The organism is Variovorax sp. 20P10.2.4 (assembly GCF_058244205.1).
Map to the genome: position 1 here is coordinate 1 of NZ_JBZAYE010000131.1, position 14,706 is coordinate 14,706.

15 protein-coding genes and 1 pseudogene are annotated in these 14,706 nt (G+C 69.6%); 12 read left to right on the forward strand and 4 right to left on the reverse strand.

Annotated elements, in window-relative coordinates; genetic code table 11:
• The 3 genes and pseudogenes from AC27VN_RS15045 to AC27VN_RS15055 all read right to left on the reverse strand — a co-directional run.
• Positions 1-407: pseudogene (locus tag AC27VN_RS15045) on the reverse strand (TolC family protein); the annotation flags it as partial.
• A gap of 17 nt (positions 408-424) precedes the next feature.
• The gene (locus tag AC27VN_RS15050) at positions 425-3,535 is read right to left on the reverse strand and encodes a MexW/MexI family multidrug efflux RND transporter permease subunit (RefSeq protein ID WP_490877033.1); all 3,111 of its coding nucleotides are present in this window, start codon (positions 3,533-3,535) and stop codon (positions 425-427) included.
• Positions 3,532-4,638: an efflux RND transporter periplasmic adaptor subunit gene (locus tag AC27VN_RS15055; protein WP_490877034.1), complete on the reverse strand. Its 1,107-nt coding sequence runs from the start codon at positions 4,636-4,638 to the stop codon at positions 3,532-3,534. Before AC27VN_RS15055 ends, AC27VN_RS15050 begins: the two co-directional genes overlap by 4 nt.
• Before the next feature lie 274 nt (positions 4,639-4,912).
• Here AC27VN_RS15055 and AC27VN_RS15060 point away from each other — a divergent pair, with 274 nt between their 5' ends.
• Complete coding sequence (locus AC27VN_RS15060) at positions 4,913-5,239, forward strand: ArsR/SmtB family transcription factor (RefSeq protein ID WP_209540528.1); 327 nt, start codon at positions 4,913-4,915, stop codon at positions 5,237-5,239.
• Positions 5,240-5,261: 22 nt separating this feature from the next.
• Here the strand turns inward: AC27VN_RS15060 and AC27VN_RS15065 are convergent, their stop codons facing one another.
• On the reverse strand, positions 5,262-5,678 hold the full coding sequence (locus AC27VN_RS15065; protein WP_057593584.1) for a DsrE family protein: 417 nt from the start codon (positions 5,676-5,678) through the stop codon (positions 5,262-5,264).
• A gap of 187 nt (positions 5,679-5,865) precedes the next feature.
• On the opposite strand from AC27VN_RS15065, the gene AC27VN_RS15070 reads away from it, so the two are divergent.
• The 11 genes from AC27VN_RS15070 to AC27VN_RS15120 all read left to right on the forward strand — a co-directional run.
• Positions 5,866-6,756 carry an MBL fold metallo-hydrolase gene (locus tag AC27VN_RS15070; RefSeq protein ID WP_490877040.1) on the forward strand — a complete coding sequence of 297 codons (891 nt, stop codon included), beginning with the start codon at positions 5,866-5,868 and terminating at the stop codon, positions 6,754-6,756.
• Entirely contained in the window at positions 6,753-7,223 is a 471-nt protein-coding gene (locus tag AC27VN_RS15075; RefSeq protein WP_490877035.1) for a thioredoxin fold domain-containing protein, read from the forward strand. The genes AC27VN_RS15070 and AC27VN_RS15075 overlap by 4 nt, the downstream gene beginning before the upstream one ends.
• A 155-nt stretch (positions 7,224-7,378) precedes the next feature.
• Positions 7,379-7,690, forward strand: a complete 312-nt coding sequence (locus AC27VN_RS15080; RefSeq protein ID WP_093355153.1) for a c-type cytochrome — start codon at positions 7,379-7,381, stop codon at positions 7,688-7,690.
• Positions 7,691-7,709: 19 nt separating this feature from the next.
• Positions 7,710-9,053 carry a sulfite dehydrogenase gene (gene soxC, locus AC27VN_RS15085; protein WP_490877036.1) on the forward strand — a complete coding sequence of 448 codons (1,344 nt, stop codon included), beginning with the start codon at positions 7,710-7,712 and terminating at the stop codon, positions 9,051-9,053.
• A complete protein-coding gene (locus AC27VN_RS15090) occupies positions 9,037-10,095 on the forward strand; it encodes a c-type cytochrome (RefSeq protein ID WP_490877037.1) in 1,059 nt (352 codons plus the stop codon). Before soxC ends, AC27VN_RS15090 begins: the two co-directional genes overlap by 17 nt.
• 49 nt (positions 10,096-10,144) lie before the next feature.
• Entirely contained in the window at positions 10,145-10,600 is a 456-nt protein-coding gene (gene soxY, locus AC27VN_RS15095; RefSeq protein WP_093355161.1) for a thiosulfate oxidation carrier protein SoxY, read from the forward strand.
• Between the two features lie 47 nt (positions 10,601-10,647).
• Positions 10,648-10,959: a thiosulfate oxidation carrier complex protein SoxZ gene (gene soxZ / locus AC27VN_RS15100; protein WP_172705585.1), complete on the forward strand. Its 312-nt coding sequence runs from the start codon at positions 10,648-10,650 to the stop codon at positions 10,957-10,959.
• Between the two features lie 9 nt (positions 10,960-10,968).
• On the forward strand, positions 10,969-11,772 hold the full coding sequence (gene soxA, locus AC27VN_RS15105; protein WP_093355164.1) for a sulfur oxidation c-type cytochrome SoxA: 804 nt from the start codon (positions 10,969-10,971) through the stop codon (positions 11,770-11,772).
• An 11-nt stretch (positions 11,773-11,783) separates the two neighbouring features.
• Positions 11,784-12,449 (forward strand): sulfur oxidation c-type cytochrome SoxX, encoded by a 666-nt coding sequence (soxX, locus tag AC27VN_RS15110; RefSeq protein ID WP_093355166.1) that lies wholly within the window; start codon positions 11,784-11,786, stop codon positions 12,447-12,449.
• 22 nt (positions 12,450-12,471) lie between these two features.
• On the forward strand, positions 12,472-14,199 hold the full coding sequence (gene soxB / locus AC27VN_RS15115; RefSeq protein ID WP_490877038.1) for a thiosulfohydrolase SoxB: 1,728 nt from the start codon (positions 12,472-12,474) through the stop codon (positions 14,197-14,199).
• Between the two features lie 50 nt (positions 14,200-14,249).
• The coding region (locus tag AC27VN_RS15120; protein ID WP_490877039.1) for a YeeE/YedE thiosulfate transporter family protein at positions 14,250-14,706 on the forward strand (457 nt) is incomplete at its 3' end.

The window sequence follows — 14,706 nt, forward strand, 5'->3', positions numbered from 1 at the left end:
CAGCCGGCGTCGAAGCCCAGGCGGCTGCTCTCGGCCAGCGTGCGGGCCTCGGCCGGCACGCCGTTGCCCTGCGCGATGCCGCGGGTCTTGCTCGCGCCCATCGTCACGGTGGGCCAGCGGTCGAGCTCGGCCTCGTCCTGCACGGCGCGGGCTTCGAGCAGCCGCGCCTGCGCGATGCGGATGTCGTGGTTGGCGGCCAGCGCGCGCTCGATCAGCGCGTCGAGCTGCGCATCCTCGAGCTGGCGCCACCAGTCGCGCTGCACCGCGTCGGGCGCGAACAGGTGGCGCTCGGGCGCGGCGATCGTCACCGGCGAGGTCTCGGGCGCCGCGTAGCGCGGGCCGACCGCGCAGCCGGCCAGCAGCAGTGCCGTGGCCAGCGTCGACAGGGAAAGGGTCAAGGCCTTCATGGTCGTTCTCCGGTGCGTCATGCGTGGCCGCCTGCCGTGGCCGGCGCGGCGGGGCCGTCCTCCAGCGCCGCGAGCTCGGCCGCGCGCTTCGACTGCCCCGCGGCGCGGTGGTCACGCGCCAGCAGCGTGTACATCGTGGGCAGCACGAACAGCGTGAACAGCGTGCCCACCAGCATGCCGACCACGATCACCAGCCCGATGCTGAAGCGGCTGTTGGCGCCCGCGCCGCTCGCGAACAGCAGCGGCACCAGGCCCACCACCATCGCGGCCGTGGTCATCAGGATCGGCCGCAGGCGGATGCGCGCGGCCTCCTCGATCGAGGCGCGGCGGTCGAAGCCCTTGCGCATCTGGATCTCGTTGGCGAACTCCACCATCAGGATGCCGTGCTTGCTGATCAGCCCGATCAGCGTCACCAGCCCGATCTGGGTGTAGATGTTGATGGTCGCGAAGCCCAGCGCCAGCGGCACCAGCGCGCCGCAGATCGACATCGGCACGCTGACCAGGATGATCAGCGGGTCGCGCAGGCTCTCGTACTGCGCGGCCAGCACCAGGTAGATCACGACGATCGCGAACACGAAGGCCAGCACCAGCGCCGAGCCCTCCTGCGTGAACTGGCGCGCGTCGGACTGCCAGTCGTAGCTGAAGCCGGCCGGCAGCTTCTTCGCCTCGGCGCTCAGGAAGGCCACCGCGTCGCCCATGGTCACGCCGGGCATCGGAATGGCCTGGAAGGTGGCGGCATTGAGCTGGTTGAACTGCGTGAGCTTGTTCGGGCCCACGCTGGTCGACAGCTGCACCAGGTTGGCCAGCGGCACCGGCTGGCCGCTCGCGCTCTTCACGAAGTAGCGCGACAGCGCCTCGGCCGTCAGCCGCTGCTCGCGCGGCGTCTGCGGGATCACGTCGTAGGAGCGGCCGTCCATGCCGAAGCGATTGACGTAGTTCTCGCCCACCAGCACGGCCAGCGTGTCGCCGATGGACTTCATGGTCACGCCCAGGCTGTTGGCCTTGGCGCGGTCCACGCGCACCTCGACCACCGGGTTGTTGAACTCGAGGTCGCTGTCGACCACGGCGAACTTGCCGCTCTCGCGCGCCGCCTTCTTGAGCGTCTCCATGGCCTCGAACACGCTGCGGTGGTCGCCCGGGCTGCGGATCACCATCTGCACCGGCAGCCCGCCGGTGGACCCCGGCAGCGAAGGCAGCTGGAAGGCGAAGATGTTGCTGCCTTCCACCGCGCCCATGCTGCCTTGCACCTCGTGCTGGATCTGGTCGGCGTTGCGCTGGCGGTCCTTCCAGTCGGACAGCTGCACGCCGCCGATCGAGTTCGACACGCCGTCGGAGCCGTTGATCAGCCAGCGGCCGGTGTTCTCGGGCAGCGCGGCGAACACGTCGTCCCACTTCTTGCCGAACTTCTCGACGTAGTCGATGTTGGCGTGCTGCGGCGACTTGATCGCGGTCAGCACCATGGCCTGGTCCTCGCCGGGCGCGAGCTCGCGCTGCGCGGCGTTGTAGAGGAAGGGCAGGCTCACCAGCACCACCGCGGCCAGCGCGCCCGTCACCCAGCGGTGGCGCAGCGACACGTCGAGCACGCGGCCGTAGCCGGTGGCCAGGCGATGGAAGAAGCCCTCGGCCAGCCGCGCCATGCGCGTGCCGGTGGCGTCCTGCGGCAGCAGGAAGGAGCTCATCACCGGCGACAGCGTGAGCGCGATCACGCCCGACACCACCACCGCGCCCGCGAGCGTGAAGGCGAACTCCTTGAACAGCGAACCGGTGAGCCCGCCCATCAGGCCGATGGGCGCATAGACCGCGGCCAGCGTGAGCGTCATCGCGATCACCGGGCCGGCCACCTCGCGCGCGCCGATCAGCGCCGCCTGCACGCGCGACTTGCCTTCCTCGATGTGGCGGTGCACGTTCTCCACCACCACGATCGCGTCGTCCACCACCAGCCCGATCGCCAGCACCATCGCCAGCAGGGTGAGCAGGTTGATCGAGAAGCCGAACACCAGCATCAGCGCCGCGGCACCCAGCATCGACAGCGGAATGGTCACCACCGGGATCAGCACCGCGCGCACCGAGCCCAGGCACAGGAAGATCACCAGCACCACGATCACCACGGCTTCGAGCAGCGTGTGGCGCACCTCGTCGATCGAGGCCTCGATGAAGCGCGCGAGCTCGAACGGCAGTTGCACCTCCACGCCCGCGGGCAGGTTCTGCTTGATGCCGGGCAGCAGTTCGCGGATGCGCTTCACGATCACCAGCGGGTTGCCGTTGGGCGCGGCCTGCAGGCCGAGGTAGATGGCCTTGTCGCCGTCCATCATCGCGCTGACGTCGGCGCTCGCCGCGCCCAGCTCGACCGTGGCCACGTCGCCCAGGCGCACCAGCGCATCGCCGTCGCGCTTGATCACCATGTCGCGGAACTCGGCCACGTTCACCAGGTCGGTGTTGACGCGGATGTTCGACACCACGTACAGGCCCTTGACCTGGCCCGGTGCCGCCTGCACGTTGTTCTGGCGCAGCGCGTCGGCCAGCTCGCCGGCCGAGATGCCGCGCGCGGCCATGCGGTTGGCGTCGAGCCACACGCGCATCGCCAGCGTCTGGCCGCCCGAGACCTCCACGCCCGATACGCCCTCGATCGACGCGAACTGCGGCTGCACCACGCGCGAGAGGTAGTCGGTGAGCGCGGGCACGCCCATGGTCTTGCTCGAGAAGCCCACGTAGGCCACGGCCGTGGCCTCGCCCGAGGACTTGAGGATCACCGGGTCGAAGGCCTCCTGCGGCAGCCGGTACTTGACCTGGCTCACCTGCGCCATCGCCTGCGTGAGCGCCTGGTTGGCGTCGGCGTTGAGCTTCATGCGCACGGTGATCACGCTGCGGCCCAGCGTGGAGGAGGACGACAGGTAGTCGACGTTCTCGATCGTGGCCACCGCCTGCGCGATCGGCTGCGTGACGAAGCCCTGCATCAGTTCGGGCGAGGCGCCCGGGTACTGGGTGGTGATGGTCAGCGTGGTGCTCTCGGTCAGCGGGTACTGGCGCACCGGCAGCGAGCCGAGGGCGCGCGCACCCAGCAGCAGGATCAGCGTGCTCACCACCAGCGCCAGCACCGGCCGGCGCACGAACAGGTCGGTGAATCTCATGACTTGCGCTCCTGCACGGCCAGCGTGTCCTTGTCCATCGGCTGCACCGCGGCGCCGCCGTACAGGCGCAACTGGCCCGAGGTCACGACGCGCTCGCCGGCCTGGAGGCCCTTCTCGATCACCACCTGGCCGTCCTGCCGGTCGCCGGCCGTCACGAACAGCTGCTGCACCACGAAGCCCTCGCCCTTGTCGGCCGGGCGCACCACGTAGACCGAGTCGCCGTGCGTGCTGTAGGTGAGGGCGGTCTCGGGCACGGTGATGGCGTCGGCGCGCGGCGGCAGCGCCACACGCGCGCTCACGTACATGCCGGGCGCGAGCGCGCCGTCGGCGTTGTCGATCGCGGCCTGCAGCCGCACGGTGCGCGTGTCGCTGCCGATCTGCGGCTCGATCGCGCTGAGCCGGGCCTGGAAGGCGCGGCCGGGCCAGGCGTCGACGTTGAGCAGCACCTGCTGGTTGCGCTGGAGCGCGGGCAGGGCGGCCTCGGGCAGGGTGATGGTCGCGAGCAAGGTGCGGGCGTCGGTCAGCGAGACCAGCGCATCGCCCGAGCGCACGAACTGCCCGAGGTTCACCTTGCGCAGGCCCAGCCGGCCGTCGAAGGGTGCCACGATGCGCTTCTGGGCGATCTGCGCCTGCACGCGCCGCAGCTCGCCGCTGGCCTGGTCGTAGCCGGCCTGTGCCTGGTCGAGTTGCTCCTGCGTGGCGGCCTGCTGCGGCAGCAGCCGGCGCGTGCGCTCGAGCAGCGCCTTGGCATTGGCGCGCTGCGCCTGCAGCCGTTCGAGATCGCCCTGCTCGGGCGCGTCGTTGAGCTGCACCAGCAGCTGGCCCGCGCGCACCTCGGCACCCGCGGTGAAGAGGATCTTCGCGATCCGCCCCTCCACCTCGGCCGGCACCTCGACCTGCCGGTTCGCCTCGAGCGTGCCGATGCCGCTGAGGAAGCGCGGCAGTTCGGTCTGCCGCGCCGCGGCCACCGCCACCTGCGCTGGCGGCATGCCGCCACCGCCGCCGTCGGCCGCCTTCGATTTGGCCACGAGGCCGTAGCCGGCCCCTCCCACCACCACTGCCGCGAGGCCGGCTCCGAGCCAGGCCCTTGATCGTGCGTTCATGATCTTACCGTTATTAATCAAAGAAAGTGCTTGGATTATTGGCGGGCTCGCGGCGGCCTGTCGAATAAAGGAAAGCAATGCCCCCGATGAAGGCGGGCTATCCGGGTCGGGTCGTGCATGAGGGAATCTCCGAAAGTCGAGCGGGAAATGCCGCTGCTCCGAAGACGGGCCATGGGGCCGGTTTGTGACGCGCGATTCACCGGCGCGGCGGCCGTGCATTGCGCGCGGAGCCGGGGGCCGATGTACATTGCGGCCTGCTCAAGAATCTTTCAGCATGGCCACCAAGTCCCGAAAAAAGCCCGCGGCCGTCACCGAGGACGAGGTCTTCGACATCGCTGCCGAGCTGTTCCGGGCCATGGCCGCGCCCATGCGGCTGAAGATCGTCAGCCAGCTGTGCAACGGCGAGAAGAACGTGAGCGAGCTGCTGGCTGAGATCGACACCACGCAGCCCAACATGTCGCAGCACCTCAACACCCTCTACCAGGCGGGCGTGCTCGCGCGCCGCCGCGAGGGCGTGAGCATCTACTACAGCATCGCGAACGAGACCGTGGTGGCGCTGTGCCGCAGCATCTGCGTGCAGATCGCCATCGAGCAGGCCTGAGGCCCGTGCCGGGCCGCCGCCCTCAGGGCTTCAGGTAGACGTAGCCTTCCTGCGCCTGCAGCCGCGCCACCTCGGCCACGCCCGAGGGCACCACCTTCGCTTCCATCAGCAGCCGGCCCGCGTCGATGTTGCGCGTGCTCAGCGTGTTGTTGCAGACGTCGAACACCACGCCGCGCGCGGCCAGCGCGCTCACCGGGCCGCTGAACTCGCGGCCCTTGCTGTCCTTCGCGTCGCTCAGCAGGAAGTCGATGCCGGGGCCGTGCGTCACCACCACGATCTTCGCCTTCGGATCGGCGTTGAGGTGGTTCGTGATGTTGGCCAGGATGGCCGCGCTGGTCTCGACGCCGGTGTTGACGTGATAGACCGCCTTGACCACCTGCTGCGCGCCGGCGAACGAAGCCGCGATGGCGAGAAGGAACGCGATGAATGCCTGTCTCATGGGGAAACCCTCGGTCGTTGTTGTGGTCCTCAAAATATCATCTTCTACTTATATTTACAGCCGGGCAAGTCCGGGGTCGCGCGGCGATGCATCGCGCGACGATGAAAAAAAGAGAGATGCCACGATGTTCCCGCTCCTTCTTCGCGCGCTTCTTCGCACGCTGTTGCCGCTGGCCTTCGGCCTCTTCATGGCGAGCGCGCTCGCCGCGCCCGACATCGCGCCGCGCGCCGTCGCGCCCGATGTCTACTACGTGCAGGGCGTGCCGGCCCTGGGCTCGGCCGAGAACCAGAACTTCATCTCGAACGCGGGCTTCGTCGTCACGCGCGACAGCGTGGTGCTGATCGATGCGCTCGGTTCGCCGGCCGCGGCCGAGCGGCTGGTGCGGGAGATCCGCCGCATCACGCCCAAGCCGATCAGCCACGTGATCCTCACGCACTACCACGCCGACCACATCTACGGCCTGCAGGTGTTCAAGGCGCTGGGCGCGCAGGTGATCGCGCATGCGCTGGCCAGGACCTACCTGTACTCCGACGCGGCGCGGCTGCGCCTCGAGGCCTCGCGCAAGGACCTCGCGCCGTGGATCGACGAGAGCACGCGGCTGGTGCCGGCCGATGTGTGGCTCGAGGGCCGCACCGAGATGACGATCGGCGGCACGCGCTTCGTGATCCAGCCCGCGGGCCCGGCCCATACGCCCGAGGACCTCGCGATCTATCTGCCGCAACAGCAGGTGCTGTTCTCGGGCGACGTGGTGTTCCGCAACCGCATTCCCTACGTGGGCACGGCCGACAGCCGCCACTGGATCGCGGCGCTCGATGCGCTGCTCGCGCTCGATGCGCGCACCATCGTGCCGGGCCATGGGCCGGCCTCCTCCGATCCGCGGCAGGACCTGCAGCTCACGCGCGACTACCTCGTGTTCCTGCGCGGCGCGATGCGCAAGGCCGCGGCCGACATGACGCCCTTCGACGAGGCCTATGCGGCCACCGACTGGTCGCGCTACGAGGCCATGCCGCTGTTCAAGGCCGCGAACCGCATGAATGCCTACAACACCTACCTGCTGATGGAGCAGGAGGCGCGATGAACGCGCGTGGTCCGACGCGGCGCCTGGCCCTCGCGGGCATTGCGCTGTCGTGCGCCTGGCCCCTGGCGCATGCCGCCGAGTCGGCGCTGCCCGCGCCCGACTCGCTGGCCGATGCGCTCGCCAGTGCGCTCGCTCGTTCGCAGCCGCTGGTCGTGATGGCCAGCCTGCGCGGCTGCCCCTTCTGCCGCATCGTGCGCGAGCACTACCTGATGCCCGAGCTGGCGACGGGCCTGCGCGTGGTGCAGATCGACCTGCGCGACCGCCGCATGGTGCGCGACTTCGACGGCGCGCCGCGCACGCACGAGGCCATGCTCGCGGCCTGGGGCATCGCGGTCGCGCCCACGCTGCTGTTCTTCGGCCGCGGCGCGCGCGAGGTCGCCGAGCGGCTCGCGGGCGGGGCCTCGGATTTCTACGGCGCCTACCTCGAGCAGCGGCTGAACCAGGCCCGCGCGGCCGTGCGCGCGTGATCGCGAGCTAGCGTTATGCATGAGCGTGCCGAGCGGGTTTCCCCCAGGCACGAAGCCCTTCCCATCGACGCACGGACTCCTAAAATCAATACATAACGATTTACTTATTTAACGATGAAACTGGCAGCTTCGATGCGAGTTTCGAGGAGACGAAATTGAAGTTGTTGCCGTCGCTCGCGGTTGCCGCCGCATTGCTGATCTGCGTCCAGGCGCATGCGAGCAAGGAGCTGGCCCAGAAGAACGCCTGCCTCGCCTGCCACGCGACCGACAAGAAGCTCGTGGGCCCGGCCTACCAGGACGTCGCGAAGAAGTACGCGGGCCAGTCCGATGCACTGGCCGTGCTCACCGCGAGCATCCAGAAGGGCAGCAGCGGCAAGTGGGGCCCGGTGCCGATGCCGGGCCAGCCCGCGCTGAGCGAGGCCGACGCCAAGTCGCTGGCCGCCTGGGTGCTGGGCGGCGCCAAGTAGGCGGTTGCGAAGGCCTGCGATGAGCAACATCCAGCAGCCCGGCCAGGTGCGCAAGGCGCCCGAGAACTTCGTCGACGCGCAGGGCGTGCGCACCGTGTTCTCGGAAGCGCGCAAGGGCCGGCGCGATTTCATCCGCGGTGCCTTCGCGGCCGCCGTCGCGGGCGGCGCGGCAACGTCGGCGCTCGCGCAGGCCGATGGCGATCCCGCGATCCTCCAGCTGCCCGCGCACAGCACCGGCCTCGGCCAGCCCGTGGTCACCGAAGGCTACGGCAAGCCCTCGAAGTACGAGGCCAACGTGCAGCGCCGCCAGAGCCCCGGACTCACGCCGACCGCGCAGGCCTCGGTCTCGTTCGCGCCGCTGCAGTCGCTGTTCGGCATCGTCACGCCCAGCGGCCTGCACTTCGAGCGCCATCACCAGGGCTGGTGGGACATCGATCCTTCGAAGCACCGCCTGATGATCAACGGCCTCGTGAAGGCCGCCAAGGTCTTCACGCTCGACGAGCTGATGCGGCTGCCCTCGGTGTCGCGCTTCCACTTCATCGAATGCGGCGCCAACACCGGCATGGAGTGGGGCAATGTCGCGGTGCCCACCGCGCAGTACACGCACGGCATGCTGTCGTGCAGCGAATTCACGGGCGTGCCGCTGATCACGCTGCTCGAGATGGCCGGCGCCGACCTGAAGGGCGAGCGCTTCGTGTTGGCCGAGGGCGCGGACGGCTCCTCGATGACGCGCACCATCCCGATGAGCCTGGTGCGCTCGGGCGAGGTGCTGGTGGCCTACGGCCAGAACGGCGAGATGCTGCGGCCCGAGCAGGGCTATCCGCTGCGGCTGGTGGTGCCGGGCGTGCAGGGCGTGAGCTGGGTCAAGTACCTGCGCCGCATCGAGCTCGGCGACATGCCCTACGGCACCAAGGACGAGACCGTGCACTACGTCGACCTGATGCCCGACGGCCAGCACCGCCAGTACACCAGCGTGCAGGAATGCAAGAGCGTGGTGACCACGCCCTCGGGCGGGCAGACGCTGCTGGACAAGGGCTTCTACAACATCACCGGCCTGGCCTGGTCGGGGCGCGGCAAGGTGAAGCGCGTCGACGTCAGCGTGGACGGCGGGCGCAACTGGCGCAGCGCGCGGCTCGAGTCGCCGGTGCTCTCGAAGTGCCTCACGCGCTTCAACATCGACTGGGCGTGGGACGGTTCGCCCGCGATCATCCAGAGCCGCGCGATGGACGACACCGGCTACGTGCAGCCCAGCTACCGCCAGCTGCGCGCGGTGCGCGGCACGCGCTCGATCTATCACAACAACGCGATCCAGTCCTGGCAGGTGCAGGCGAGCGGGGAGGTGGCGAATGTCCAGCTCGGCTAGCCGCATCGTGCTGCGCGCGCTGCTGGCGCTCGCGGGCTGCGGCATCTGCATCACCGCCTGGGCGCAGCCGAAGGCTGCCTACCCGGGCATCGGGCGCGACGCCACGCCGAAGGAAGTGGCGGCCTGGGACATCGACGTGCGTCCCGACTTCAAGGGCCTGCCCAAGGGCTCGGGCTCGGTCGCGCGCGGCCAGGACATCTGGGAGGGCAAGTGCGCGTCGTGCCACGGCGTGTTCGGCGAATCGAACCAGGTGTTCAGCCCCATCGTCGGCGGCACCACGGCCGAGGACATCAAGACCGGCCACGTCGCGCGGCTCAAGGACCCGGCCTTCCCGGGCCGCACCACGCTGATGAAGGTGGCGAGCCTCTCGACCGTCTGGGACTACGTCTACCGCGCCATGCCGTGGAACCAGCCCAAGTCGCTGACGCCCGACGACGTGTTCGCCGTCACCGCCTACATGCTGAACCTCGGCGGCATCGTGCCCGACGACTTCACGCTGTCGGACCGCAACATCCGCGAGGTGCAGGCGCGCATGCCGAACCGCAACGGCACCACCACCGCGCATGCGATGTGGCCCGGCAACGAGTTCGGCCGCGCGGCGAAACCCGACGTGGCGGCGGTCGCCTGCATGCGCGACTGCGTGCCGGCCACGCAGACCGTGTCGCAGCTGCCGCCGCATGCGCGCGGCAGCCACGGCAACCTCGCCGAGCAGAACCGGCTGGTGGGCCCGCAGCGCGGCATCGACACCGCGCCGGCCACGAAGACCGGCGCGCCGGCAGCCGCCGCGCCCACCTCGAAGGCCCCGCTCGCCGTGCTCGAGAAGAACAGCTGCACCGCCTGCCACGGCATGACGCAGAAGCTCGTCGGCCCCGCCTTCTCCGACATCGCGAAGAAATACCCGGGCCAGGTCGACCACCTGCTCGAGAAGATCAAGAGCGGCGGCAGCGGCGTATGGGGTGCGATCCCGATGCCGCCGCAGACCATCGGCGACGACGATGCCAGGGCCGTGGCGCGCTGGCTCGCCGAAAGCGCCGGGCCATGACATCGCAACGGCGCACCCGGCCCACCATCGATTCGACAGGAGACAAGCCATGAAGAACCGCAGACAGATCCTCCAGCAGTCCGCCGCGCTCGCGGGCCTCGCCGCCACCGGCGCCTGGCTGCCGGCCAGCGCGCTGGCCTACACCAAGGAAGCCTTCGAGGCCAAGAGCGTGGCCGATGCGCTCAAGGCCATCGGCGCGGGCACGCCCACCGAGAGCAAGGAGGTCACGATCACCGGCCCCGACATCGCCGAGAACGGCGCCGTGGTGCCGCTGAGCGTCGCGACCTCGCTGGCCGGCGTGAAGCAGCTGATGCTGCTGGTCGAGAAGAACCCGAACGCGGTGGTCGCGATCTTCAATACCTCGGAGTTCGTCGAGGCGAACTTCACCACGCGCGCCAAGCTGGGCCAGTCCTCCGACGTGTACGCGATCGCCGTCATGAACGACGGCAAGGCGCTGTTCGCGAAGAAGGAAGTCAAGGTCACGCTGGGCGGCTGCGGCGGCTGACGCGCGCGCCCACCCCACGAAGAAACAACGAGAGAAGGAGACCCACCATGGCAGATCCCATGCGCATCCGCGCCCAGGCCGCGGGCGACAAGACGACCGTCCGCATCCTGATGGCGCACGAGATGGAAACCGGCCAGCGCAAGGACGCCGCCGGCAAGACCATCCCGGCCTGGTTCATCCAGGAGGTCACGGCCTCGCTCAACGGCAAGACCGTGCTCACGGCCGACTGGGGCCCCGCGGTCTCGAAGAACCCGTTCATGCAGTTCACGCTCAAGGGCGCGAAGGCGGGCGACAAGATCTCGGTGACCTGGAAGGACAACCGCGGCGACACCCGCACCGACGAAGCCACCGTCAGCTAGGCGGTCGCCATGCGCAAGATCCCACTCCCGTGCCTGCTGCTGCTGGCGGGCAGCCTGTCGCTGCACGCCGCCGCGCAGAAGACCACCGCCGAAGGCATCGCCGAGTACCGCGCGCTGCTGCAGGACGGCAACCCGGCCGAGCTGTTCGAGGCCAAGGGCGAAGACCTCTGGAAGCAGAAGCGCGGGCCCAAGGGCGCCTCGCTCGAGAAGTGCGACCTCGGCAAGGGCCCGGGCGTGGTCAAGGGCGCGTTCGCCGAGCTGCCGCGCCACTTCGCCGACACCGGTCGCGTGCAGGACATGGAGTCGCGCCTGCTGACCTGCATGCAGACCCTGCAGGGCTTCGATGCCGCCGAGATCGCGAAGACGCCGTTCGGCAGCGGCGAGCAGAAGAACCTCGAGGCGCTGGTGGCCTGGATCTCGGCCGAGTCGAAGGGCATGGCGCTGAACCTGCCGCAGTCGCATGCCAGCGAGCGCCGCGCCTACGAGGTGGGCAAGCGCCTGTTCTTCCTGCGCGCCGGCCCGCACGACTTCGCCTGCGCCACCTGCCATGGCGCCGACGACAAGCGCATCCGGCTGCAGGACCTGCCGAACCTCACGAAGAGCCCCGGTGCCGGCGACGGCTTCGGTGCCTGGCCGGCCTACCGCGTGTCCTCGGGCGAGCTCTGGGGCATGCAGCGGCGGCTCAACGACTGCTTCCGCCAGCAGCGCTTTCCCTACCCGGGCTATGCCAGCGACGTGACCATCGCGCTGGCCGTGTACATGGGCGTCAACGGCAAGGGCGTGAAGACCACGGCCCCGGCCATCAAGCGCTGAAGGAACGCGACATGAATGCCGACCACATCCTGGGCGCCGTCGCGGTCGCCTGCGCGCTGGCCCTGTTCGGCTGCGCGAGCGCCGACAGCGCGGCCGACATCGACCGCTACACCGCCGAGGCCCTGAAGAGCTCGTTCCGCGACCAGGGCATTGCCAAGGTCGACCGCCTCGTGCAGGACCCGGCCAACCGCGCCTGCAGCGAGGCCGACGCCAGCGGCAAGCCGCTCGACGAGAAGACCGCCAAGGAGATCGAGGCGGCCAACATGAAGACCATCCGCTGGCCCGCCGACGGCAGGTTCGTCGGCGACTGGCGCGAGGGCGAGAAGATCGCGCAGAACGGGCGCGGCCTGACCTGGACCGACGCGGCCGCCTCCGCCAAGGGCCCTGCCAACGGCGGCAACTGCTACAACTGCCACCAGATGTCGAAAGAGGAGATCTCCTTCGGCACCCTCGGCCCCAGCCTCTACCAGTACGGCAAGCTGCGCGGCGTGAGCGACCCCGCGGCCGCGGCCTCGAAGCCGATCGTCGACTACACCTGGGGCAAGCTCTGGAACGCGCGCGCCTACAACGCCTGCTCGAACATGCCGCGCGTCGGCCACTCGGGCATCCTCGACGAAGCGCAGATCCGCGACGTGATGGGGCTGCTGCTCGATCCGCAGTCGCCGGTCAATCGATAGACGCAGAAGGCCCGCCGCTTCCATGAACCTTTCCAAGCGCGAGTTCCTGCAACTGCTGGGCGCCGGCAGCGTGGCCGGCCTGGGCCTGGGGCGCCACGACGGCGCCAGTGCGGCCGGCGCCGTCGATGCCATGTACGCGCTGCCGCGCTTCGGCAACGTGTCGCTGCTGCACATGACCGACTGCCATGCGCAGCTCAAGCCGCTGTACTTCCGCGAACCCAGCGTGAACATCGGGCTGGGCAGCATGCGCGGCAAGGTGCCGCACCTGGTCGGCGAGCAGTTGCTCAAGGCCGCGGGCGTGGCGCCCGGCACGCGCGTGGCGCATGCGGTCACGCACCTCGACTTCGACCGCGCGGCACAGCGCTACGGCAAGGTCGGCGGCTTCGCGCACCTCGCCACCCTGGTGAAGCAGCTCAAGGCCAGCCGGCCCGGCGCGCTGCTGCTCGACGGCGGCGACACCTGGCAGGGCTCGGCCACCTCGCTGTGGACCCAGGCGCAGGACATGGTCGATGCCTGCAAACTGCTCGGCGTCGACGTGATGACCGGCCACTGGGAGTTCACCTACGGCATGGAGCGCGTGAAGGAGATCATCGACAAGGACTTCGCGGGCCGCGTCGAGTTCGTCGCGCAGAACGTCAAGACCGCCGACTTCGGCGACCCGGTCTTCAAGCCCTACGTCATGCGCGAGATCAACGGCGTGCCCTGCGCCATCGTGGGCCAGGCCTTTCCCTACACGCCGATCGCCAACCCGCGCTACATGGTGGCCGACTGGACCTTCGGCATCCAGGACGACAACCTGCAGCGCGTGGTGGACGAGGCGCGTGCCAAGGGTGCGCAGGTGGTGGTCGTGCTCTCGCACAACGGCATGGACGTCGATCTCAAGATGGCCAGCCGCGTGCGCGGCGTCGACGCCATCCTCGGCGGCCACACGCACGACGGCACGCCCATGCCCACGCTGGTGAGCAACGCCGGCGGCCAGACCATCGTGGTCAACGGCGGCTCCAACGGCAAGTTCCTCGGCGTGCTCGATTTCGAGGTCAAGGGCAAGAAGGTCAGCGACTTCCGCTATCGCCTGCTGCCGGTGTTCTCCGACCTGATCCCGGCCGACCGCGAGATGGACGCGCTGATCACGCGCATCCGCGCACCCTACGAAGCGAAGCTGTCGGAGACGCTGGCCCACACCGACGGCACGCTGTACCGGCGCGGCAACTTCAACGGCACCGGCGACCAGCTGCTGCTCGACGCGCTGATGGAGGTGCAGGACGCGCCGATCGCCTTCTCGCCGGGCTTCCGCTGGGGCACCTCGCTGCTGCCGGGCCAGCCCATCACGCGCGAATGGCTGATGGACATGACCGCCACCACCTACTCGTACGCCACCGTCACGCCGATGAGCGGCGAGATGCTCAAGACCGTGCTCGAGGACGTCTGCGACAACCTGTTCAACCCCGACCCCTACTACCAGCAGGGCGGCGACATGGTGCGCGTGGGCGGCCTGCAGTACGCCTGCGATCCCACGGCCGCGATGGGCCAGCGCATCCAGGACATGCGCCTGGACGGCAAGCCCATCGAGGCCGGCCGCACCTACAAGGTCGCGGGCTGGGCGCCGGTCAGCGAGGAGGCGCGCAGCGCCGGCAACAAGCCGGTGTGGGAGGTGATCGAGCCCTGGCTGAAGTCGCGCAAGGTGGTGGCCGCGCGCGCGCCCGAGGCGCCGGTGCTGAAGAACGTCGCGCCCAATCCGGGGCTGGCCTGACGGCCGCCAGCAGGAGCGCGGCCGCACGCCGCGCTCCCTAGAATCGCCGCATGTCTGTCGAACAGGTCTCCCTCCTCACCTCGTTCGCGCTCGCGGCCGCCTTCGCGCTCTCGGCCGTGTTCGGCGCCGTGGCGCGCGCCACGCGCTTCTGCACCATGGGCGCCATCAGCGACGTGGTCAACCTCGGCGACTGGACGCGCGTGCGGCAATGGGCCGCGGCCGGCGGTGTCGCGCTGATCGGCTTCTCGGCGCTGGTGTTCGCGGGCTGGGTCGATGCCGACCGCACGCTCTATGCATCGAACCGCATCCTCTGGCTCTCGGCGCTGGTCGGCGGCCTGCTGTTCGGCTTCGGCATGGTGCTGGCCTCGGGCTGCGGCAACAAGACGCTGGTGCGCGTCGGCGGCGGCAGCCTCAAGGCGCTGGTCGTGCTGCTGGTGATGGGCATCGCGGCCTTCGCCACGCTCAAGGGCATCACCGCCGTGCTGCGCGTGGCCACCGTCGACGCGG

What these genes read in the sequence shown, in the direction of transcription:
- AC27VN_RS15050 (WP_490877033.1), bottom strand. Translation starts at nt 3,535, where the DNA reads ATGAGATTCACCGACCTGTTCGTGCGCCGGCCGGTGCTGGCGCTGGTG.
- AC27VN_RS15055 (WP_490877034.1), bottom strand. Translation starts at nt 4,638, where the DNA reads ATGAACGCACGATCAAGGGCCTGGCTCGGAGCCGGCCTCGCGGCAGTG.
- AC27VN_RS15060 (WP_209540528.1), top strand. Translation starts at nt 4,913, where the DNA reads ATGGCCACCAAGTCCCGAAAAAAGCCCGCGGCCGTCACCGAGGACGAG.
- AC27VN_RS15065 (WP_057593584.1), bottom strand. Translation starts at nt 5,678, where the DNA reads ATGAGACAGGCATTCATCGCGTTCCTTCTCGCCATCGCGGCTTCGTTC.
- AC27VN_RS15070 (WP_490877040.1), top strand. Translation starts at nt 5,866, where the DNA reads ATGGCGAGCGCGCTCGCCGCGCCCGACATCGCGCCGCGCGCCGTCGCG.
- AC27VN_RS15075 (WP_490877035.1), top strand. Translation starts at nt 6,753, where the DNA reads ATGAACGCGCGTGGTCCGACGCGGCGCCTGGCCCTCGCGGGCATTGCG.
- soxC (WP_490877036.1), top strand. Translation starts at nt 7,710, where the DNA reads ATGAGCAACATCCAGCAGCCCGGCCAGGTGCGCAAGGCGCCCGAGAAC.
- AC27VN_RS15090 (WP_490877037.1), top strand. Translation starts at nt 9,037, where the DNA reads ATGTCCAGCTCGGCTAGCCGCATCGTGCTGCGCGCGCTGCTGGCGCTC.
- soxY (WP_093355161.1), top strand. Translation starts at nt 10,145, where the DNA reads ATGAAGAACCGCAGACAGATCCTCCAGCAGTCCGCCGCGCTCGCGGGC.
- soxZ (WP_172705585.1), top strand. Translation starts at nt 10,648, where the DNA reads ATGGCAGATCCCATGCGCATCCGCGCCCAGGCCGCGGGCGACAAGACG.
- soxA (WP_093355164.1), top strand. Translation starts at nt 10,969, where the DNA reads ATGCGCAAGATCCCACTCCCGTGCCTGCTGCTGCTGGCGGGCAGCCTG.
- soxX (WP_093355166.1), top strand. Translation starts at nt 11,784, where the DNA reads ATGAATGCCGACCACATCCTGGGCGCCGTCGCGGTCGCCTGCGCGCTG.
- soxB (WP_490877038.1), top strand. Translation starts at nt 12,472, where the DNA reads ATGAACCTTTCCAAGCGCGAGTTCCTGCAACTGCTGGGCGCCGGCAGC.